This is a genomic window from Microbacterium sp. NPDC055599 (assembly GCF_053618975.1).
This window is the reverse complement of the sequence record NZ_JBSHIM010000013.1, coordinates 92,949-113,453: the sequence shown is the minus strand read 5'-3', so window position 1 is coordinate 113,453 and position 20,505 is coordinate 92,949. Positions and strand designations below refer to the sequence as shown.

Genomic DNA, 20,505 nt, shown 5'->3' with positions numbered 1-20,505 from the left:
CGCCGTCAGATCAGGGGTGGCGGCTCGGACGACTCGCGCAGCGCCCGCTCCACCGTGGACTGCACGAGCGCAGACAGGTACCCCCCGGGATTGTCGACGCCGATCTCCCGCAGCCGGGACGTGGACTGCCCGATGATCGACCGCGAGAACTCGGTCACGGTCGCGATCGCATCCGCGTACGCCGGCCGGTCCGCGTCCGCGATCACCACCGGTTCGCAGCCCATCTCCACGGCCAGCGCCTGCGCGATGGGGAGGACGGCCGCGGGAGCGGTCACCGCGGCATAGCCGGCCTGCAACTGACGGAGATCGATCGATGTCCCGGTGAACGTGATCGCCGGGTGCACCGCCAGCGGGATCGCTCCGCGCTCAGCGGCAGGACGGAGCACCTCGATGCCGTGCGCCGCATCGGTGTGCAGCACCAGCTGACCCACCTGCCACCCGCCCACTTCGGCGATGCCGGCGACAAGCGCCGGGAGCTGCTCGGAGGGCACGGCGAGGATCACGAGCTCGGCCCGGCGGACGACCTCCTGCGTCTCGAGCACGGGCACACCGGGGAGCACGGCCGAGGCTCGTTCGTCGTCGGATCCACTGGTCATACCGACGACGGCGTGACCTGCACCGGCGAGCGCAGCGCCCAGCACGGGCCCGACGCGACCTGCACCGACGATGCCGACGCCCAGCCGGCCGTCCCGCATGGCGCTCATTCCTCGGTCGGAGCCGGCCTCGACGACCGACGGGTCGGCGGAACCACGGGCGGCTGCACGGCAGGCGGCTGCACCGGCGGCGGCTGCACCGCAGGCGCCCCCACCGGAGGCGCCGCGGGAGGCTGCACCGCGGGCGACCCCACCGGAGGCACGGCGGGCGGCGGCACCGGAGGCACCGCGGCGGGCGACCCCACCGGAGGCACCGCGGGAGGCTGCACCGCAGGCGGCGGCACCGGAGGCACCGCGGACGGCTGCACGGCGGCAGGCTGCACCGGAGGCACCGGCGGCGGCTGCACGGCGGAAGGCTGCACCGGAGGAACCGCGGTCGGAGGCACCGCGGCGGGCGACCCCACCGAAGGCACCCCGGGACGCTGCACGGCGGGAGGCTGGACCGGAGGCGACCCCACCGGCGGCACCGCGGCCGACCCCACGGGCGGGGCGAAGGGCGCAGGCCGTGCACCCGGAGGTGGCGGCGGACCGGTGAACGCCGGGGGCTCCGGCGCGACCGCGTGCTCGCTCCACCGGTGCGTGCGGTCGCGCGACGCCGCCTCGGCGGCCGCGCGGCTGACGTCGTCCAGCAGAGCGAGGGCGTCTGCGCGCTCCAGCCCCGCGAGGATCCCGGTGATCGGTCCGGGGACGGTGTGCACCTGCGCGCCGGACACCCGCTGCGCCCGATCGATCGGCCCCTGGTTCAGCGACACGCCCTGCAGTCGGGCCAGCGGGAACACCGCGAGCTTGCGCCAGACGATGCCCCGCCGCAGCAGCAGCCCGTCCGAGGTCACTGCGTACCCGTGGCGTCTCCAGGAGAAGGGCCGCCGCCACCACGCGCGCTGCGGCATGGTGCGGTAGGGGTCGTCCGCAGCGGGACCCACGACGCCCTGCTCCCACAGCAGCGGGATGCTCGCGGGCGGAAGGTCGGGAAGCACCAGCGCGAGCACCCGCTCGACATCGGCGCGCTTGCCCACCGGCAGCACCACGTTGAACTGCTGGCCGCTGCCGGAGGACTGCTGCGCCGCGCTCTTGCCGCTCATCCGGTTGATCTTGATGGTCCACCAGCCGAATGGACGCCACAGCAGCGACTGCGACACCTCGACCGCGAAGATGCGGCCGGGCGGAAGCGTCTCGGTGACGGTGGTGAGCAGCCCGTAGGTGATGCGCACGCCGTCCGGCGTCGGCGCGATCGAGTAGCGCAGCGACTTGGAGATCTGCGCCCAGGTGATACCGACGACGGCCACCACCATCGGCACGCCCATGCCGAGCCCGATCCCGAGCAGCACGATGCCGCCGTCCGGATCGCCGTCGACGAGGACCCCGATGATCGTGCTGCCGATCGCGATCGCGAAGATCGCACCGAAGAACACGAGCCACAGCAGACCCGAGATCACCTGCGAGCCGATCAGACGCCCCGTGGGGATCTTCACGACGCTCTCCGGCACCACGTCTTCCAGATCGACGCCCGCGATGAGGCCGGTGACCCCCTGGTTCATCGAGCCGACGAGCTGCGACCGTGCCGACACCCGCTCCCCCGGCACCTCCGCACCCGGGTTCATGGCGGCGTGCCGGGCGGCCCGGGCGCCCGACGCCAGACGCAGGATCTCCGCGCGCACGCCCTCCGCCCGAGGCGTGGCCAGGTACTCGAGCTCGACGTTGGCGTCGTTGCCCGCCCCGACCACCTCCAGCTTCGCGAGGCCGATGATGCGCGCGGGGAAGGGGCGCGTCAGGTTCACGCCCTGCACGCGGTCGAGCGGCGCACGCCGGTGCGACCGGAAGATGATGCCCTTTCGCACCTCCACGTGGTCGCCCGTGATGCGGAACTGCTGGAAGCGCCACACGAACCAGAAGATCGCCACCAGCACGACGACGAGCGCCAGCACGCCGAGCAGCGCCACGAGCGCCAGGTTGTTCGAGAGCACCCAGTCCACCGGATCGCCGCCGGTGTAGTCGCCGTAGTGCGCCTCTTCCGGCGTGAACATGCCGACGAGCCATGCGATCACACGATCGCGCATGTTGGCGATCACGATGCCGGCCACGATGATCAGCGCCAGGCCGCCCTTGAACAGCGGCGTGAGCGGATGCATGCGGTGCCACTCGCCGTCGGCGAGGTTCGTCGACGGCGCCGCGGCCTGACCGACCGCGGAGCCGGGGAGCTGCGCCTCGCTCACAGGCCGGTCCGGCGGGTCTCGGCCACCTGGATGAGCGTGTCGCGCAGGGCCTCGGCCGCTGCCTGGGTGAGTCCGGGGATCTGCACGCCCGTCGTCGCCGCCGCCGTCACCATCTTCAGCTGGGACACGCCGAACGCCCGGTCGAGCGGGCCCTGCGTGATGTCGACCAGCTGCATGCGTCCGTACGGCACGGCGATCATGCGCTGCCACAGAATCCCCTTGCGGAACACGATGTCGTCCGCGCGCAGCATGTAGCCGATCGCGCGCGCCTGCCGCGGCAGGATCACGAGCGTGATCAGGGTGATCAGGATGATCGCGCCCGCGGGGATCCAGACCCAGTCCTGCTCGAGCACGACGTTCAGCACCACCGCGGCGACGGCGACGATCACCAGGAAGATGACGTTCTGCACGATCTGCGACACGACGTACCGCGGCGAGATCTGGTGCCACGTGCCGTCGAGCTCGAGGCGCGCCTCGTTGCGCGCCGTGCGCAACTGCGTGTACGTGCCGCGGTCCAGCGCGTCGAGGTCAGTGCCCTCCGCCGGGTTCAGGGGCGCGGTCTCTGGGTTCTGAGTCATCAGGATCCTTCGGGAGGGTGCAGAACTGTTCAGCGATGAGGGCGGCCACGACGAGCACGACTGCACTCGCGATCAGCGCGGCCATCGCCACTGTCGACCCTACCGGCGGATCGATCGGCCTCGTCAGAAGGAAGAGCAGCAGTCCTGCGCCGAAGCCGGCCATGATCGCGCCGAGCAGGCTCGACGCCCGCGCCAGTGTCGCGGCACGAAGCGCGCGGAACGGGTCGATACGCCTTCCGGAGCGGACGCTGCGGCGCACCGGCCAGGCGACCCCGAGCGCCGCGATCGCGATGAGCACGAGCAGCACGGGCAGCAGCAGCGACGGCGTGAACGTGGCCCGCCCTCCCGCGGTCAGCATCTGGTCGAGCGCGAACCCCACGGCGCCCCCGAGGAGGGCGAGCACGGCCAGCAGCCCGGCGGACGTGCGCTTCATGCGTCGCCCCGCGCCCGCAGCCCCGCCACGAGGTCGTCGACGCGTCCGTGTCCGACCAGTGCGGCGCCGGGGTCGACGTCGAGCCACGGTTCCAGCACGAACAGGCGCTCGGCCGCGCGCGGATGCGGCAGCTCCAGCCGCGGGTCGTCCGATTCGACATCGCCGTACGCGATGAGGTCGAGGTCGAGCGTGCGGTCGCCCCACCGTTCCTCCCGCACGCGCCCGTTCTCGTCCTCGATCGCGTGCAGCATGCCCAGCAGGATCTCCGGCGCCAGCCGCGTGGTGACGAGCGCGACCGCGTTGACGTAGCCCGGGGCGTCGGGGTCGGGACCGTCGAGGCGCACCGCCACCGTCTCGAACAGCCGCGAGACGCGCACGTCGCTCACCAGCGGCAGCCGACGGATGCGCTCGACGGCCGCGCGGATCGTCTCCTGCCGGTCGCCCAGGTTCGCCCCGAGCGCCACGACCGCGACCGTCTCCGGGCGACCCGGGCGCGGGGCGGGAACGTCGGGCGGGCGCGTGAGATTGCGGCTCATACCGTGATGTCCTCCAGGGTCTCCGGCGCCCGGGTGCGGTGCACCGTGACGGCCACATCGGCGAACTCCAGCGGGATGGGCGCGTGCGGCTTGTGCACCGTGACGGTGACACCCTGCACGCGACGGTCGTCGAGGGCGACCGCGGCGATGCGCTCCGCCAGGGTCTCGATGAGGTTGACCGGCTCGCCGGCGACCACCGCGGCCACGCGTTCCGCCAGTTCGCCGTAGTGCACCGTGTCGGCCACGTCGTCCGATCCGGCGGCCTGCTCCAGCGAGAGCCGCAGACGCAGGTCGATCGTGAACTCCTGCCCCTCCTCGCGCTCGTGCGCGTAGACCCCGTGGCGGCCGAACACCGTCAGCCCTGTCAGCACGATCTCGTCGAGGAAGTCCATGCCTCTAGCGTACGGCGCGGCTCCGACGCCGCCTCAGCCGCGCCAGGCTTTCGCGACCGCGAGCGCGTCGCGCGTCGCGGCGACGTCGTGCACCCGGACGGCCCACACCCCGGCCTGCGCGGCGAGGGCGCTCGTGACGGCGGTCGCCAGATCGCGCCGCGCCTGCGTCACCTCGCCGTCTTCGGGCCGTGCGCCCTGCAGCACCTCGGCGAGGAACCGCTTGCGCGAGGTGCCGATGAGCACGCGCGGGCCGAGCGCGACGATCTCGTCGAGGCCGCGCAGCACGTCCCAGTTCTGTGCCCCGGCCTTCGCGAAGCCGATCCCGGGGTCGAGGATCACTCGCGACGGGGCGATGCCGGCGGCGGCGGCCTCCCCCAGCCGCTCCTGCAGCTCGCCCGCGACGTCGCGCGCCACCCTGCGGTACTCCGCCCTCGCGTACATGTCGTCCGAGAAACCGCGCCAGTGGCCGATCGCGTAGTCGGCACCCGACTCGGCGACGGCCGCACGCATGTCCGGATCGGCGAGGCCGCCCGACACGTCGTTCACGATCCGGGCGCCCGCGCGCACGGCCGCCGCGGCCGTGGCGGCGTTCAGCGTGTCCACGCTCACCGGCACACCGGCCGCCGCGAGCTGCTCGATCACGGGGAGCACGCGACGCTGCTCCTCGTCTGCACCGACACGCTCCGCCCCCGGCCTGGTCGACTCCCCGCCGACGTCGAGCACGGTCGCGCCGTCGGCCCGCAACCGCAGGCCGTGCTCCACCGCGCGCTCCACGTCGAAGTAGCGGCCGCCGTCGCTGAACGAGTCGGGGGTGACATTGACGATGCCCCAGATGCCGGTCATCAGCGCGCGCCGGTGGACGGGACGGACATGCCGATCAGGGTCACGAGCTCGGCCCTGGCGACGGCGTCGGTGTACTCCCCGCGCGCGGCGATCGTGAGGGTCGACGCCTCGGTCTGCCGCCCGCCGCGCATCGTGACGCAGCCGTGGCTCGCATCGAGCACCACCAGCACGCCCCGCGTGTCGAGGTGCTCGGCGATCGTGTCGGCGATCTGCTCACCGAGCCGCTCCTGCACCTGCGGCCGTGCCGCGAGGATCTCGACCACGCGCACCAGCGCCCCGAGGCCGACGACCTGCTCGCCCGGAAGGTAGGCGATGTGCGCGTGCCCGGCGAACGGCAGCAGGTGGTGCTCGCACACCGAGCGGAACCGGATGTCGCGCAGCAGCACCGCACCGGACGGCAGGGTGTCGGGGGCAGGACCGCGCGTCACGCTGATCGTGTGCGCGAGGGGCGCTCCGGGGTCCTCCCCCACGCCGGAGAAGAACTCCGCGTAGAGCTCCGCCATGCGCGCCGGGGTCTGCTTGATGCCCGGTCGGTCCGGGTCCTCGCCGATCGCCTCCAGCAACTCGCGGGTGAGCCGCTCGACGCGCTCCCTGTCGACCGTCACGTCACGCCGTCGCGGGGCGGGGGTTGCCTGCTCCTGCCGATCCCTGCTGCGCACGCGGGGCAGCGGACGGCGCCTCGACGGAGGCCGCGAGCGACACGTCCTTCTTCGGGACCTCGATCGGCGGGCGCTCCGACACCGGACGGTCTTCGCTCGACAGCCACAGCGGGCGCTCGGGCAGCTTCTTGACCTCGGTGAAGATCTCGGCGATGCGGTTGTGGTCGAGGGTCTCCTCCTCGAGCAGCGCCAGCGCGAGACGGTCGAGGATGTCGCGGTTCTCGCTGATCACCGCGTACGCCTCGTTGTGCGCCTGCTCGATGAGGGCGCGCACCTCGGCGTCGACCCGCTCCGCCACCTTCTCGGAGTACTCGCGACCGCGGCCCATGTCCCTGGCCACGAACATGTCGCCGCCTTCGGTGCCGAGCTTGACCGGGCCGACCTGCGTGGTCATGCCGTACTCGATGACCATCTTGCGGGCGATCGAGGTCGCCTTCTCGATGTCGTTCGATGCCCCGGTGGTCGGGTCGTGGAAGACGATCTCCTCCGCGACGCGGCCGCCCATCGCGTAGGTCAGCTGATCCTGCAGCTCGTTGCGGGTGACGGAGTACTTGTCGTCGATCGGCAGCACCATCGTGTAGCCGAGGGCCTTGCCGCGCGGGAGAATCGTGATCTTGGTCACCGGGTCGGTGTAGTTCATCGCGGCGGCGGCGAGCGCGTGACCACCCTCGTGGTACGCCGTGATGAGCTTCTCCTTGTCCTTCATCACGCGGGTGCGGCGCTGCGGGCCGGCGATCACGCGGTCGATGGCCTCGTCGAGGGCGCGGTTGTCGATCAGCTGCGCGTTCGACCGGGCGGTGAGCAGAGCGGCCTCGTTGAGCACGTTCGCGAGATCGGCGCCGGTGAACCCCGGGGTCTTGCGGGCGACGACCTCGAGGTCGACGCTCTTCGACAGCGGCTTGCCCTTGCTGTGCACCTCGAGGATCTTCTGCCGGCCCTTGAGGTCGGGCGCGTCCACGCCGATCTGGCGGTCGAAGCGACCGGGGCGCAGCAGCGCGGGGTCGAGGATGTCGGGGCGGTTGGTGGCCGCGATCACGATGACGTTCGCGTTCGGGTCGAAGCCGTCCATCTCGACCAGCATCTGGTTCAGCGTCTGCTCGCGCTCGTCGTTGCCGCCGCCCATGCCGGCGCCGCGGTGGCGGCCGACGGCGTCGATCTCGTCGATGAAGATGATCGCGGGGGCGTTCTCCTTCGCCTGGCTGAACAGGTCGCGCACGCGCGAGGCGCCGACGCCGACGAACATCTCGACGAAGTCCGAGCCGGAGATCGAGTAGAAGGGGGCACCGGCCTCCCCGGCGACGGCACGGGCGAGGAGCGTCTTGCCGGTTCCGGGAGGGCCGTACAGCAGCACGCCCTTCGGGATGCGGGCGCCGATCGCCTGGAACTTCGCCGGGTCCTGCAGGAACTCCTTGATCTCGTGGAGCTCCTCGATCGCCTCGTCGGCACCGGCGACGTCGGCGAACGTGACGGTGGGCGTCTCCTTGTTGACGAGCTTGGCCTTGGACTTGCCGAACTGCATGACCTTGCCGCCACCGCCCTGCATCGACGACAGCAGCCACCAGAACAGCAGGCCGAGGAGCACGAGCGGGAGGAGGAGCGAGAGGAAGCCGTCGAACCAGGTCGCGCGCGGCACCGCGTCGTTGAAGCCGTCCTTCGGGGCGGCCGCGTCGATCGCGGAGACGACCTCGTCCGCCCGCGCCTCGACGTAGTAGAACTGCACGTTCTCGGAACCCTCGAACGGCTTCGACAGGGTCATGTCGACGCGCTGGTCGCCGTCGGTCGTGACGACCTCGGTGACGGTCTTGCCCGAGAGGAGCTCGAGGCCCTGCTGCGTCGTGATCTGCTTCGGCGCACCCAGGTTCGAGATCAGCAGGAATCCGCCGAAGAGCAGCACGCCGATCAGTGCGACGTAGATCAGCGGGTTGCGGGTGAGCTTCTTCACATCCATGGTCGGATCAGCGTATCGCCTCCCCGCTAGGGGGCCGCTGTGCGTTCACCCACGGCGCAACGGTTCCGCGGGGCGTGCTGACCCGACGAAGGCTCAGCTGTAGACGTGCGGCGCGAGGACCGCGACGTCGCGGAGGTTGCGGTAGCGCTCGGCGTAGTCGAGGCCGTAGCCCACCACGAACTCGACCGGGATGTCGAAGCCGACGTACTTGCAGTCGATCTCGACCTTCGCGGCCTCGGGCTTGCGCAGCAGCGCCAGCACCTCGATCGACTCGGCACCGCGCGACTCGAAGTTCTCCAGCAGCCAGCTCAGGGTGAGGCCGGAGTCGATGATGTCCTCCACGATGAGCACGTGCTTGCCGTGCAGGTCGGTGTCGAGGTCCTTGCGGATCTGCACGACGCCGCTGGACTTGGTGCTGGCGCCGTAGCTCGACACCGCCATCCAGTCCATCGGGGCGTGGAACGGCAGAGCCCGTGCGAAGTCGGCCATGACCATGACCGCCCCCTTGAGCACGCCCACCAGCAGGAGGTCTTTGCCCTGGTAGTCGGCCGCGACGCGCGCGGCGAGCTCTTCCAGCTTCGCGGTGATCTCCTCCTCGGTGACGAGGATCTGTGCAAGGTCGTCCTGGATCTCCGCGGCGCGCATGGATCGATTTTAGGCGACGTCGCCGGATGCTCCGACCCCGGCGGGCGGCATCGGCGTCAGGAGCGGATCTCGTCGTGGTCGCCGCGGGTCGTGCGGGGGCTGAGGACCGAGAGCTCGACGGTCTCGAACTTGCCCTCCTCCGTGCGCACCCAGGTCACCTCGACGTACCAGTCGTCCTTCGCGTAGGCGTCCGCGGTCCGCCGGCCCTCTCCGGTCTCGCGCGCATCGGTGTGCTCCCACCCGTCGTCGAGCAGACCCGCCGCGATCGCCTTCGCCGCGTCCTCGGAGGCTGCGGCGCGCTGCACCGGCTCGACGTAGACGTCCACCTGCCACCACACCTGGTCGTCGGGCGACGGGTCGGCGGAGACCGGGTTCTGCACCATGCGTCCGCTCGACTCGACGTCGGGAGCGGTCGTCGGGGCCAGCTCCGCCGGGATCATGCCGACCATCTCGTCGGCCAGCGCCTCGGCCTCTGTCCGGTATTCGTCGAGTCGGCTCTCGTCGGTGGTCATGGTGCATCCTCCCAGCGTCAGGGCTACGAGGACGCCGGCCATCAGCGCGATGGCACGTGCGGTCCTGGTCATCCCTCGATCCTCGCGTACTCCGGCACGAAGTCCGGCTTGTCGATGCCGTCGGTGCGCACCGGGGCCTGGACGATCGGGGCGCCACCCGGCACCACGATCGGCCGCGGGTTGTAGACGTCGTCCGGTGCGAACAGCATCGCGTCGCCGCCGGTGATCACGGCGATGATGTTGTCGAAGGCCACGGAGCGCGGGTCGTACACCGAGCTGTGGCTGTCGATACCGCGCGGTGTGCCGTTCCCCTCGACGTTGTAGTCCTCCAGGTCGACGACGCGTCCGCCGCGCTCGTCCTGGATCCACCCGGTCTCCAGGCGCGTCACGCCGTCGGCCGTGAGTGGCGACTGCCCGTGCATCTGGCCGGCACCGTTGCCCTGGATGAGACCGACGACGAGATCGCCGCGCGCCATCATCGAGTAGTGCGGCACGCCCGAGGTGTGCGGAAAGTCCTCGACGCCGCTCACTCCCGCCCCCATCCCGGCCGCCGAGACGTAGAGGATGCGGTCGGCGACGAGCCCGGCCTTCTCCGCGAGGCCCACGGTCGCGCCGCCGTAGCTGTGCCCCAGCACGGTCAGGGTCGAACCGCTCGGCTTGTCGATCCCGGCGACGAAGTCCACGAGCTTCGGGGCGAGGTCGCGCGAGTAGGAGGCATCGGTCGGACCGGGGAGCTCCAGCTGCGGGAACGTGCCGCCGGCCCACTGGAACACGGCCGTGTCGGGTCCCGCCGAGCGGTACAGCTGCGCGCCGGTGCCGTCGCCGAAGCTGGTCATCGTGGTCGTGGTGCCCGGCACCGACACGGCGACGTTGCGGATCCAGGCGGGGATGTCGCCGGTCGTCGGGTCGATGGGGCCGTGGTAGGTGCCCACCGCGTCGGCACCAGGGTCGAACACGACGACGCGCGCACCGGCGCCCTTGTCGGTGTGCTTGCGTTCGCTCTCGTCCCACCACGTGTAGTCCTGGTCGAGCAGGCTCTGCCAGTAGTCGATCGGCTCGCGCAGCTTCGCGATCTCGTCGAGGTAGCCCTTCGCCTCCCACGCGTCCGCGCGGTCGCCCGTCTTGAGGCTGTCCACGAGCGCCTGCAGCCGGGCGATCTCAGCCTCGCGTCGCGCGATCTCGTCGCGGATGTTCTTGTGGTTCGCGGTGACGCGGTCGCGGATCGGGATGCCGTTGAGGTTGCCGAGCAGGAGGGAGGATGCCGCCAGGAGCGCCGTGCGGGTCTCCTCGTCCATCGCGTTCCACGTCTCGCGGATGATGCCGGGGTCGCCCAGCCCGGCGAGCGACTCCGCCGTGATGCCGTTGACGTCGCCGGCCCAGATGAGCCCGGCGGCCGAGAAGCCGCCCGGGCCGACCTTCCCGCCCTGGGTCACGGCGACGACCAGGGGCACCGCGGCGAGCGCGGTCGCGGCGCGCTGATCGATCGTCGCACGCTCGTCGGCCAGCGCGTTGTAGGAGGAACGGGCGGCGTGGTACGCGTCGATCGCCGCCTGCCAGCGGTGCAGGTAGCCCGGGTCGTCCAGGTACATCCACGACGGCAGCACCGCGTCCCAGGGCAGCGCCCACCCGGTGACGAACTCGCTGGCGGCGTTGAGCGCCTCGGCGCGGCGGACGAAGATGTGGTCGTAGGCGTTCTGCGCGGTCCTGAGTCGACGGGCGGCCTCGCCCTTCAGCGCCTCGAGGTCGGTGGCGTACGTCGTGATCGCGGCGGAGATGCCGTCGAGGCCCTCCGCGGCCTCCCCGAACCGCTGCGCGAGGAGCAGGACGCGTGCACCGAGGGCGTCGGACGCGGAGGCGGTCATCGACGTCAGACTCGCAAGCGCGGTGTCGGCGTCGCCCTTGCGCGCACGGGCGGAGCTCGCGCGGGTGGTGAACGCGGTGGCCGCACCGGTCACCGCACCCACGTCGCCGCGGGCGGGGTCGTCGATCAGTCCGGGCAGGCTCATCGTGCCGCCTGCGCGAGCGTGTCGTCCGACGCGGTGAAGGTGCTCGCCGCCGCAGCCGCGTCGGAGGCCGAGTTGGTCGCCGTCTGCGCGAGGGCCGAGAGGGCCTGTGACACGAGCGACTCGATCTCGCCGAGCGCCGCCTCCACCGTCGGCGAACCGGTACCGGCGAAGGACAGGCACGAGGTGACGACCGGCGCACCCGCCGCCGACAGTCGCGCTCGGGCCGCCTCCAGCGTCTCGCCCTGCACATCGAGGTCCGTCATCGATGCTCCTTCCCCCCGTGCCTTCACGATAGGAGCAGGCCTGGTCGCGGTCGATGGGGACATCTCCCCATCCGCGCACGAGCGCACTACTGTGAGCGGGAGACGGGCGGACGCCCCGACGGAAGGATCCCCATGGCCCTCGACGACATCCTCAGCCAGGTTCCGATCGACGACATCGCGAAGAAGCTCGGCGTCTCGCACGACGAGGCGAAGACCGCGGTCGAGCAGGGCGGCGCGGTGCTGCTCGGCGGGCTGGCGAAGAACGCGGAGACCCCCGAGGGCTCCGACGCGATCCAGAAGGCGCTCAAGAAGCACGAGGGCGCGACGGGCGCCGCCTCGGTCGACGACATCGATCAGGCCGACGGCGGCAAGATCGTCGCGCACATCCTCGGGTCGAAGGAGAAGGAGGTCACCACGCAGCTCACCGAGTCGAAGGCGACCCCTGGTATCGACTTCGGCAAGCTCCTGCCGATCCTCGCCCCCATCGTGATGGGGCTGATCGCGAACGCGACGAAGGACAAGACGGCGAAGACGGAGCCGACGGCCGAGGGCTCCGGAGGGATCGGCGATGTGATCGGCGGCATCCTCGGCGGCGGCGGTCAGAGCGGCTCGGGCTCGGGCGGCGGCCTGGGCGACGTGCTGGGCGGCCTGCTCGGCGGCGGCAGCGGCTCGGGTGGCGGGATCGACCTGGGCGGCATCCTGGGCGGGCTGTTCGGCGGCAAGAAGTAGCGATCGCCCGACCTGCCGCGCCCGGCGACTCAGCGCCCGGCGGCGGTGAACACGAGGCGCCCACCCTGGCGCCGCGCCGAGCAGCCGGGCAGGTCGATGGGGCCCTGTCCGCTCCAGTCGGTGACCAGGCGGGCGACCTCGACCGTCTGGGTGCGGGTCAGGCTCACGCCGAACTCGCTGTCCACCACGAGGCGGATGATGCGGTTGCGCAGCGCGGCGGGGTTGGCGGCGAGGGCGGCGACGCTCACGGAGATGCCGGCCTCGGCGTGCTCGACGATGTCCTCGATGGTCTCGTGGATCATCTCGTCGAACGCCTCCGCGTCCTCGCGCAGCTGCTCGGCCGTGCGGGCCAGGGCCTCCGCGATCCCGGGGCCGAGCTCGGCCTCCAGCACCGGCAGCACGCGGTCGCGCACGCGGACACGGCTGTACCGGTCGTCGCTGTTATGCGGGTCGTCCCAGGCGTCGAGCCCGGCCGCCGCGCAGAACGCCCGGGTGGTCGCACGGCGCACGCCGAGCAGCGGCCGAAGCCACCGCACACCGTCGTCGTCGGCACGCTCGTCGGCCATGCCCTGCAGGCTCGCGGCGCCGGAACCCCGGGCGAGCCCGAGCAGCACGGTCTCCGCCTGATCGTCGAGCGTGTGGCCGAGCAGCACCGCCGCGGCCCGGAGGTCGTTCGCCGCGTCGCGCAGCACGCGGTACCTCGCGTCGCGGGCGGCCGCCTCCGGTCCGCCATCGCCCGACACCTCGACCCGGACGACGAGGGGGTCGAGGCCCAGGTCCGCGGCGGTTCGCGCGGCCCGCTCGGCCACCGCGGCGGAGTCGTCCTGCAGCCCGTGGTCGACCGTGACGGCGGCGACGCGGAGACCTCGCTTGGCGGCCTCGAACGCGGTGGCGGCGGCGAGCGCGAGGGAGTCGGCACCGCCCGACAGCGCGACGATCACGGTGCTCCCTTCGGGGAGGTCGGCGAGCGCGGTGCGCACGGCGAGGCGGATCTCGGCGACGGCGGGATCGAGCGACGGCATCACTCCACGCTAGGGCACCGCCAGCGCCTCGCGACCCCCTGGCTCCCGCCCACCCTCGCCGATATTCTGGCGCGGTGACCGAGAACGCGAGGCCGTACCTGTATCGGACCGAGCGGTTCACGGCCTTCGTCGACGCGGTCGTCGCGATCGCCATGACGCTGCTCATCCTCCCGCTGCTGGAAGCCGTCTCCGACACGGCGGCGGGGAATCGGAGCACGGCCGAGTTCTTCACGGAGCACTCCGGCCAGCTGCTGAGCTTCGCGCTGAGCTTCCTCCTCATCGCGGTGTTCTGGATGGGGCATCACAGCCAGTACCGCGACGTCGAGCGGATCACCCCGGCGCTGCTGTGGATCAACGTGGGCTGGATGGCCACGATCGTGTGGCTGCCGGTGCCGACGGCGATGCTCGGCCAGCTCGACTCCGATCCGCTGCAGGCGGTCGTGTACATCGGGACACTGATCGGCACGCAGGTCACGACCCTCGGCGGCTGGCTCTACCTGCTGCGCCACCCGCAGCTCACCACGGCGTCCGCGTCGGTGCTCCGCGCGGGCATCGTCGGCGACCTCGCCGCGATCATCCTGTTCGCGATCGCCCTGGTCATCGCCGCGCTCGCCGCGCCGAACGGCTACGCCGCGCTCCTGCTCCTGCTGCTGAACGGGCCGCTCGCGCGCCTGCTGAACCGGCGCGCACGCGGTGACCGCACGGACGTCGAGCCGCCGGCCCGCGAGTAGGCTGGTCGGCGGCATCCAACCGAACTTTCTGAGGAGCACACGCATGGGCGCACACGACGCCGTCATCGAGATCCCGCGCGGCAGCCGCGTGAAGTACGAGGTCGACCACGAGACGGGGCGCGTGCACCTCGACCGCGTGCTGTACACGACCTTCGGCTACCCGGCCGACTACGGCTACTTCGACAACACGCTCGGCGAAGACGGCGATCCGCTCGACGTGCTGGTGCTGCTCGACCACGCGATCTACCCCGGTGTCGTCGTCGAGGTCCGCCCCGTCGCGGTGCTCAAGATGAGCGACGAGGCCGGCGGCGACGACAAGCTGGTCGCGGTCCTGTCGAAGGACCCGCGCTGGGCCCACATCCAGGACATCGACGACATCGCCGAGTACACGAAGAAGGAGATCGCCCACTTCTTCGAGCACTACAAGGACCTGGAGCCCAACAAGTGGGTCAAGGTCGACGAGTGGGGGAACGCCGCCGAGGCGCAGCGCATCCTCGACGAGGCGATCGCCCGGTTCGGCGAGCAGGGCCACTGAGCTGATGCAGAAGACCCCCGGAGCACGGCGCTCCGGGGGTCTTCTGCTGCGCGACCGATCTCAGACGGAGATGCCCCGGTCGGCCATGAAGTTGATGGGGTTCGTGTAGCGGCCGTTGATGTACACCTCGAAGTGCAGGTGGCAGCCGAACGAGCCGCCTGTGTTGCCGGCGTAGGCGATGACCTGTCCGGCCTCGACCCACTGGCCGTTGCGGACCGCGAAACCACCCGGCTTGATGTGCGCGTAGCCCGTGGCGACACCGCCGCCGTGCTGGATGCGCACGTAGTTGCCGTACCCGCCGTTGTAGAAGGCCGCGTCGACGGTGCCCGAGTGCGCCGCGTAGATCGCCGCCCCGCAGCCGTTCGCGAGGTCGACCCCGTAGTGCCAGCTGGACGAGCAGCCGCGGGAGTTGCACTGCTGCGAACGGGGACCGTAGCCGGAGCTGCGGTAGCCGCCGTGCGGACGGACCCATCCCCCGGAGCCCGGGGTTCCTCCTCCACCGCTGTTGCCCCCCGCGTTCGCGGCGGCCTCCTCGGCGGCACGGCGCTCGGCCTCCTTGCGGGCGGCCTCGACGCCGGCCTGGTACTGCGCGACGGTGGTGGCGGTGGTGTCCTTGAGCGCGGCAAGCTGCGCCTGCATGGTCGCCAGGTTCGCGGACTGCTCGTCGAGGGCGGCCTGCGCCGCATCGGCCGCCTGCTGCGCGGCGACCATCTTCTCCTCGGCGATCTTCTGCAGCCGGTCGCGCTCGTCCCGCGCGACGACGGCCTGGTCACTGAGCGACTGCGCGGCGTTGCGGGCGGCGACGGCGTCGTCGTACACCGAGCGGTTGTACTCGAGCAGCTTGTCCATCGAGCCCAGTCGCGCAAGGAGCTCATCGGCGTTGCTGGCCGATCCGGCGAAGAACAGCTCGAGCGAGGTGTTGTCGCCGCCGTTGCGATACAGCTGCGCAGCGACCTGCCCGGCCTTGCGGGCGGACTCGTCGGCCGCGGCGGCCTGGGCGTCGGCCTTCTCCTGCAGCGCGTCGGCTTCGGCGATCGCGGCGAAGTAGGCCTGCTGGGCGTTGTAGAACTCGTTCGACGCGGCCTCGGCGGCGGCCTGGGTCTCGGCGACCTTCTGCGTCAGCGACTGGATGAGGCCTTCGATCCGCGAGACCTCGGCCGCCTTGGCGGCTTCGTTCTGCTTGGCGCGCTGCACGTCGTCCCAGCTCGGGTACGACGCGGCATAGGCGGCGGAGACGCCCGACGAGATGCCGAAGGCGCTGAGGGCGACCACGCTGAGGGCGCCGAGGCCGATGGCCCCGCGACGGCTGATGCCCGCCTTCCAGAACGCATGGCTCTCGGCCGGGCTGGGCGCGCAGCCGCACTCCGCGGAGGCGGCGGAGGCAGCATCCACCGGATTCTTGTCGTTCACGCGGCCCCTTCCGCCGGTTTCACAGATGTCACACTAACAACAACATTCACATCCGCACCAGCGAAATGGCACGGCCCCCGCAGCACCATCGTGACCTCCATGGTCCTCCCGAAACACGCCCGGGGGAAGACGCATCGCCCTCGATTCGCGATTTGCTCGCGTCATCCCTTATGCTTGAGCGTCGGCAAGGAAGTCCTCCCGGGACTGACTCGGCCCCATCGTTTAGCGGCCTAGGACGCCGCCCTTTCACGGCGGTAGCACGGGTTCGAATCCCGTTGGGGTCACTCCATCCGATACAATTGAAAACACCAGTATGGCCCTGTAGCGCAGTTGGTTAGCGTGCCGCCCTGTCACGGCGGAGGTCGCGGGTTCAAGTCCCGTCAGGGTCGCTCCGTGCGACGAGCTCTTTCTTCGGAGAGGGCTCTTCGTCTAGGACGCGGCAGCACCATCGCCGCGCGGCTCTGTAGCTCAGTTGGTAGAGCGTTCGACTGAAAATCGAAAGGTCACCGGATCGATGCCGGTCGGAGCCACAAGGCTGATCATTACAATCAGCCCAGAAACCCTCGCCTAGCTTCTACATGGCGGGGGTTTTGCTTTGCCCGCCCACCGGCATCGCGTCGACCGCATGGGGCAGCGCGTGGGTGACGAGACTCACGAGGAACGTGCCCGGCTCCTCGAGCATGCACAGATGCGCCGAGTTCTCGAACCCGACGACGTGCGTCGACGGTGCCGTCACGTGCTCGAGCCAGCGCACGACGGGGCCCGTAGGCGTCGTCCAGTCGTGGCGTCCGAGGAACTGCAGCATCGGCACCTCGAACGCCGTCTGATCGCGGGCGTCGAAGCCGAGCAGGGCCGGGAGCACCGCGGTCATGGTCACCTGCTGCCCGGCGCCGATCAACCCCAGGTCGGCATCGGTGTAATACGGAGACAGCTCCTGCGACTCCGTGAAATACGCGAAGTCGGACCGATACGCGGACAGACCCCCGTAGTGCTGGGCCCACCTCCGGCAGGTCACGATGCGTTCGACGGTCAACGGCTCCGCGCCGGGATAGTCCCCGAGCGACTGCAGCTCCGCGACCGCCCGCTCATTCCCATCCGCGACGGCACTCCGCATCGCGTGACCGAAGCTGTCGACCTCGTTCTCGGGACCGCAGATGACCTGGCCGACGCCGATGTACGCCCACAGCAGGTCGGGTCGCTGCCTGGCCACAGTGAGGCCGATGATCGTCCCCCAGCTGTGGCCGAGCACCCCGACCTTCCGGACGCCGAGCTCGGCCTGCACCCACGCGATCAGCTCCACGAGATCGTCGACATACCTCTCGACACGGAGATCCAGCCCGTCGGACACGGTCGCCGCGGACTTGCCACTGGCGCGCTGGTCGTAGTTGACGACGGTGAAGTACTCCTCGACCCCGCGCTGCCAGATCCACGACGACGGCAACGACGGGAGCGCCGGACCGCCGTGGCACACGACGAGCACCGGGTTCGCCCTGCTGCGGCCGCGGATCGAGACGAACTGCTCGACGCCGCCGAGCTCGACGAACGCCGTGCGGTCGATCGCCTCGGGGTTGGGAAGGCGGCACAGATCCGCGATGACGGTGCGGCCGAGGTCTTCGCTCATGTCGGTCAGCCTAGGAGGGCCGCGCATCCGCGGCGACGCGACGATGTCGTAGAGTGCCCGACGTGGAGCTCACAGACGCACTCGCCGCCGTCGGCCTCGTCCTTCTCGCGCTCGGAGGCGGCACGTTCTGGTCCTTCTCGACCGGGGTCATGCCGGGCCTCGGGCGCACGGACGACCCGACCTTCGTCACCTCGATGCGCGCCATCAACCGCGCGGTGGTGAATCCGCTGTTCCTCCTGCCGATCTTCCTGCCCCCGGTGTTCCTGGTGTGGGCGGGCCTGCTCGCGCTGGACTCTGCGCGCGGGTGGCGGCTCGCCGCCGGCGGGGTCGTGTTCTTCCTCGGCGCTGTCGTCGTCACCGTGGCCGGCAACGTCCCGCTGAACAACGCGTTGGACGGCTCGACGACTTCTGCCGCGACCACACGCGCCGCGTTCGAACGCCGATGGAACGCGCTGAACGGCGTGCGCTCGGTGGCGTCCGTCGTCGCGATCGCGGTCGCGGTGTGGGCTCTGCTCGTCTGAGCTGCGCGTCCGCTCCGCGCGATGACGACCGCTCATCGCAGACGGCCCCGACGGCACAGCAGACTGACGCGGTCAGCGATTCCAGTGTCGGAGCTTGTCGGGATTGCACACCAGCCACACCGTGGCCAGCCGACCAGCCGTGACCTCGGCCGTGAGCACGCCCACCACCCGACCGTCGCGGGCGAGGGTGATGCCGGGCGTTCCGTTGATCGAGGCGGCGGCGACCGAGGTTCCGGCGGTCATCACGGCCGCGAGCTCCGCCGCCGCGGCAGCCCGACCGGCGAGCGGGAGGGACGCCGTCTGCCCGCGGCCGCCGCTGTCGACGACGAGGGTCACCGCGCGGCGCATCACGTCGCGGATCGCGAGCTCGTCACGTGCCTCCAGGGCGTCCGACAGCGCCCTCACGGTCTCCTCCGGGGCGCCACGACGCCACCGGCGCGACCACGCCGGGCCGTGCCTGCGGGTCATGCGCCGACCGCAGCCACATGCCGCAGCTTCGGCGGGCTCATCACCCAGAGGAGCTGCAGGATGCCCTCCTCCGACGTCGTCGCGGTCACCACCGTGGTGATGCGCCCGTCCTCCGACAGCGTCGCCGCGGGCTGCCCGTTGACCTCGACCCAATCGATGACCTTGCCCGTCCAGAAGTGATGCGCGAACGCGGAGACGAACTTCGCCACTCTGCTGCGTCCGATCATGGGGATGCGCGCGGCCAGCTTCACTCCGTTGCCGTCCGTGTAGCTGACGACGTCCGCGGCGAAGAGGGACTCCAGCTGGCCGACATCCCCCTTCTGCGCCGCCGTGAGGAACGCTTCCAGCAGGCGCTTCTGGGCGGCCGGATCCACGGTCGCGTTGCGCGCCGACGACAGGTGCGCGCGTGCCCTGCTCACCAGCTGCCTGGCGCTGGCCTGACTTGACGAGATCACCTCCGCGATACGCGGATACGGGTAGTCGAAGGCCTCGCGGAGGATATAGGCGGCTCGCTCGGTCGGCGTGAGCTTCTCGAGGGTGAGGAGGATCGCGAACTGCAACGCCTCGGCACGCTCGGCGCCCAGGGCCGGGTCGTCCTCCGTGTTCACGGGTTCCGGAAGCCACGGCCCGATGTAGGTCTCACGACGGACACGGGACGACTGCAACACGTTGATCGACAGCCTCGTCGCGATGGTGGTGAGGAAGGCCACCGGCTCCTGCACCTTCGAACGATCCGTGTTCTGCCAGCGGATCCAGGTCTCCTGGACGATGTCCTCCGCGTCGGCGACAGTGCTCAGCATCCGGTAGGCGATGCCGAACAGACGCCGTCGGTGCGCGTCGAACGTCTGCAGCGCGTCGTCCAGTTCGGTGCACACACCCAGATTGTCGTCGGTCGGCGCCCGTTCCTCCAGCTCCACCTCGTCAGCGCTCATGGGACACCGTGCGCCGGCCCTCTTCACGGACCCAGGTCTCCAGGGTCGTCGGCGCCTCCACGGACGGCGGATGCGGGAGCAGCAGATCCCCGGAGATGGTGAATCCCACCGGGGTGATGTCGTCGTCGGCCACGACGTACCGCGGGTCGTTGTCGACGCGGAGTACGCGGTTCACGAACGCCGGCAGCAGCATTCGCTCCGGCCCGCCCATGTCCAGGGCACCGTCCAGCGGAGAGCCCAGCGCGAGTTCGACCAGCTTCTCCGCGACGTCGGACGCGGCGACCGGCTGCACGGGCTTCGCGGGCAGACGCACGGTGTCCTGATCGGTGTTCCACTCGGCGATCATGCGTGCGAAGTCGTAGAACTGCGTCGAGCGCAGGATGGAGGAGCGAATCGACCCCGAGCGGACAGCGACCTCCTGCGCTCCCTTGGCCGCGAAGTAGCCCTCTTCACCGGTGTGATCGGCGCCGACGATCGAGAGCAGCACGTGGTGCTTGACCCCGGCCTTCGCTTCGGCCTCCATCACCCGGTGCGTCGTCTCCTCGAAGAAGCGCAGGGCGTCGGGGCTCGACACGTCCGGGGCATTGGTCACGTCGATCACGGCATCGGCGAGCTCCAGCGCGGCATCCAGGCCACGACCCGTCCGCGCGTCCACCCCGCTCGTCCGCGATGCGACCACCACGGCCTGGGCTCGTCGCTCCAGGTTCTCGACGACCTTGCGGCCCACCTGCCCGGTCCCGCCCAACACGACGATTCGCATATCTCGCTCGCTCCATTCTCGACGACGTCGGCTCCTGCACAAATCGTCTCTAGGTCTGACAGCACGCCCCGCCGATCTGTGACAGCTTCGCGAAA

23 protein-coding genes and 3 tRNA genes are annotated in these 20,505 nt (G+C 70.8%); 7 read left to right on the top strand and 19 right to left on the bottom strand.

Going from position 1 to position 20,505, the window contains the following annotated elements; genetic code table 11:
- Nucleotides 1-5: 5 nt before the first annotated feature.
- The 13 genes from ACWGQ1_RS13895 to ACWGQ1_RS13835 form a co-directional block, all read right to left on the bottom strand.
- The gene (locus tag ACWGQ1_RS13895; protein ID WP_206251817.1) at nt 6-704 is read right to left on the bottom strand and encodes a DUF2520 domain-containing protein; all 699 of its coding nucleotides are present in this window, start codon (nt 702-704) and stop codon (nt 6-8) included.
- Nucleotides 701-2,866, bottom strand: a complete 2,166-nt coding sequence (locus ACWGQ1_RS13890) for a PH domain-containing protein (protein ID WP_452313148.1) — start codon at nt 2,864-2,866, stop codon at nt 701-703. The genes ACWGQ1_RS13895 and ACWGQ1_RS13890 overlap by 4 nt, the downstream gene beginning before the upstream one ends.
- Nucleotides 2,863-3,444 (bottom strand): PH domain-containing protein, encoded by a 582-nt coding sequence (locus tag ACWGQ1_RS13885; RefSeq protein ID WP_136028521.1) that lies wholly within the window; start codon nt 3,442-3,444, stop codon nt 2,863-2,865. Before ACWGQ1_RS13885 ends, ACWGQ1_RS13890 begins: the two co-directional genes overlap by 4 nt.
- Nucleotides 3,395-3,877: a DUF3180 family protein gene (locus ACWGQ1_RS13880; RefSeq protein WP_136045648.1), complete on the bottom strand. Its 483-nt coding sequence runs from the start codon at nt 3,875-3,877 to the stop codon at nt 3,395-3,397. Before ACWGQ1_RS13880 ends, ACWGQ1_RS13885 begins: the two co-directional genes overlap by 50 nt.
- On the bottom strand, nt 3,874-4,413 hold the full coding sequence (gene folK, locus ACWGQ1_RS13875; protein WP_136028523.1) for a 2-amino-4-hydroxy-6-hydroxymethyldihydropteridine diphosphokinase: 540 nt from the start codon (nt 4,411-4,413) through the stop codon (nt 3,874-3,876). Before folK ends, ACWGQ1_RS13880 begins: the two co-directional genes overlap by 4 nt.
- Nucleotides 4,410-4,805: a dihydroneopterin aldolase gene (gene folB, locus ACWGQ1_RS13870; RefSeq protein WP_136028524.1), complete on the bottom strand. Its 396-nt coding sequence runs from the start codon at nt 4,803-4,805 to the stop codon at nt 4,410-4,412. Before folB ends, folK begins: the two co-directional genes overlap by 4 nt.
- 33 nt (nt 4,806-4,838) lie before the next feature.
- Nucleotides 4,839-5,648, bottom strand: a complete 810-nt coding sequence (folP, locus tag ACWGQ1_RS13865; RefSeq protein ID WP_136028525.1) for a dihydropteroate synthase — start codon at nt 5,646-5,648, stop codon at nt 4,839-4,841.
- The gene (gene folE, locus ACWGQ1_RS13860; RefSeq protein ID WP_452313147.1) at nt 5,648-6,253 is read right to left on the bottom strand and encodes a GTP cyclohydrolase I FolE; all 606 of its coding nucleotides are present in this window, start codon (nt 6,251-6,253) and stop codon (nt 5,648-5,650) included. Before folE ends, folP begins: the two co-directional genes overlap by 1 nt.
- Before the next feature lies 1 nt (nt 6,254).
- Complete coding sequence (ftsH, locus tag ACWGQ1_RS13855; protein WP_136028527.1) at nt 6,255-8,255, bottom strand: ATP-dependent zinc metalloprotease FtsH; 2,001 nt, start codon at nt 8,253-8,255, stop codon at nt 6,255-6,257.
- Between the two features lie 93 nt (nt 8,256-8,348).
- Entirely contained in the window at nt 8,349-8,900 is a 552-nt protein-coding gene (hpt, locus tag ACWGQ1_RS13850) for a hypoxanthine phosphoribosyltransferase (protein WP_136037241.1), read from the bottom strand.
- Between the two features lie 56 nt (nt 8,901-8,956).
- Entirely contained in the window at nt 8,957-9,484 is a 528-nt protein-coding gene (locus ACWGQ1_RS13845) for a hypothetical protein (RefSeq protein ID WP_136037242.1), read from the bottom strand.
- Nucleotides 9,481-11,418, bottom strand: coding sequence for an alpha/beta hydrolase (locus ACWGQ1_RS13840; RefSeq protein WP_136037243.1), 1,938 nt, complete (start codon nt 11,416-11,418; stop codon nt 9,481-9,483). The genes ACWGQ1_RS13845 and ACWGQ1_RS13840 overlap by 4 nt, the downstream gene beginning before the upstream one ends.
- The gene (locus ACWGQ1_RS13835) at nt 11,415-11,681 is read right to left on the bottom strand and encodes a hypothetical protein (protein WP_136037244.1); all 267 of its coding nucleotides are present in this window, start codon (nt 11,679-11,681) and stop codon (nt 11,415-11,417) included. The genes ACWGQ1_RS13840 and ACWGQ1_RS13835 overlap by 4 nt, the downstream gene beginning before the upstream one ends.
- Before the next feature lie 132 nt (nt 11,682-11,813).
- On the opposite strand from ACWGQ1_RS13835, the gene ACWGQ1_RS13830 reads away from it, so the two are divergent.
- On the top strand, nt 11,814-12,410 hold the full coding sequence (locus ACWGQ1_RS13830; RefSeq protein ID WP_136028532.1) for a DUF937 domain-containing protein: 597 nt from the start codon (nt 11,814-11,816) through the stop codon (nt 12,408-12,410).
- A gap of 29 nt (nt 12,411-12,439) precedes the next feature.
- Here ACWGQ1_RS13830 and tilS read toward each other — a convergent pair whose 3' ends face one another.
- Nucleotides 12,440-13,432, bottom strand: a complete 993-nt coding sequence (gene tilS / locus ACWGQ1_RS13825; protein ID WP_452313146.1) for a tRNA lysidine(34) synthetase TilS — start codon at nt 13,430-13,432, stop codon at nt 12,440-12,442.
- A gap of 74 nt (nt 13,433-13,506) precedes the next feature.
- Here tilS and ACWGQ1_RS13820 point away from each other — a divergent pair, with 74 nt between their 5' ends.
- On the top strand, nt 13,507-14,163 hold the full coding sequence (locus ACWGQ1_RS13820; protein WP_136037045.1) for a TMEM175 family protein: 657 nt from the start codon (nt 13,507-13,509) through the stop codon (nt 14,161-14,163).
- 43 nt (nt 14,164-14,206) lie between these two features.
- Complete coding sequence (ppa, locus tag ACWGQ1_RS13815; RefSeq protein ID WP_096713254.1) at nt 14,207-14,698, top strand: inorganic diphosphatase; 492 nt, start codon at nt 14,207-14,209, stop codon at nt 14,696-14,698.
- Between the two features lie 60 nt (nt 14,699-14,758).
- Here ppa and ACWGQ1_RS13810 read toward each other — a convergent pair whose 3' ends face one another.
- Nucleotides 14,759-16,108, bottom strand: coding sequence for a M23 family metallopeptidase (locus ACWGQ1_RS13810; protein ID WP_136028535.1), 1,350 nt, complete (start codon nt 16,106-16,108; stop codon nt 14,759-14,761).
- A gap of 211 nt (nt 16,109-16,319) precedes the next feature.
- Between ACWGQ1_RS13810 and ACWGQ1_RS13805 the strand changes: the two genes are divergently transcribed.
- The 3 genes from ACWGQ1_RS13805 (at nt 16,320) to ACWGQ1_RS13795 (ending at nt 16,638) form a co-directional block, all read left to right on the top strand.
- Nucleotides 16,320-16,392, top strand: a tRNA-Glu gene (locus ACWGQ1_RS13805).
- Nucleotides 16,393-16,423: 31 nt separating this feature from the next.
- Nucleotides 16,424-16,497, top strand: a tRNA-Asp gene (locus ACWGQ1_RS13800).
- A 68-nt stretch (nt 16,498-16,565) separates the two neighbouring features.
- A tRNA-Phe gene (locus ACWGQ1_RS13795) sits at nt 16,566-16,638 on the top strand.
- 44 nt (nt 16,639-16,682) lie between these two features.
- Here ACWGQ1_RS13795 and ACWGQ1_RS13790 read toward each other — a convergent pair.
- Nucleotides 16,683-17,729, bottom strand: coding sequence for an alpha/beta fold hydrolase (locus ACWGQ1_RS13790; RefSeq protein WP_452313145.1), 1,047 nt, complete (start codon nt 17,727-17,729; stop codon nt 16,683-16,685).
- Between the two features lie 62 nt (nt 17,730-17,791).
- On the opposite strand from ACWGQ1_RS13790, the gene ACWGQ1_RS13785 reads away from it, so the two are divergent.
- Nucleotides 17,792-18,250, top strand: coding sequence for an anthrone oxygenase family protein (locus ACWGQ1_RS13785; protein ID WP_452313144.1), 459 nt, complete (start codon nt 17,792-17,794; stop codon nt 18,248-18,250).
- Nucleotides 18,251-18,322: 72 nt separating this feature from the next.
- Here ACWGQ1_RS13785 and ACWGQ1_RS13780 read toward each other — a convergent pair whose 3' ends face one another.
- The 3 genes from ACWGQ1_RS13780 to ACWGQ1_RS13770 are packed head-to-tail and all read right to left on the bottom strand — an operon-like array spanning nt 18,323 to nt 20,410.
- Nucleotides 18,323-18,718, bottom strand: a complete 396-nt coding sequence (locus ACWGQ1_RS13780; RefSeq protein WP_247982757.1) for a sigma-70 family RNA polymerase sigma factor family protein — start codon at nt 18,716-18,718, stop codon at nt 18,323-18,325.
- Nucleotides 18,715-19,650 carry an RNA polymerase sigma-70 factor gene (locus ACWGQ1_RS13775; RefSeq protein ID WP_247982756.1) on the bottom strand — a complete coding sequence of 312 codons (936 nt, stop codon included), beginning with the start codon at nt 19,648-19,650 and terminating at the stop codon, nt 18,715-18,717. The genes ACWGQ1_RS13780 and ACWGQ1_RS13775 overlap by 4 nt, the downstream gene beginning before the upstream one ends.
- Nucleotides 19,640-20,410, bottom strand: coding sequence for an NAD-dependent epimerase/dehydratase family protein (locus ACWGQ1_RS13770; protein ID WP_452313143.1), 771 nt, complete (start codon nt 20,408-20,410; stop codon nt 19,640-19,642). Before ACWGQ1_RS13770 ends, ACWGQ1_RS13775 begins: the two co-directional genes overlap by 11 nt.
- Nucleotides 20,411-20,505 lie beyond the last annotated feature (95 nt).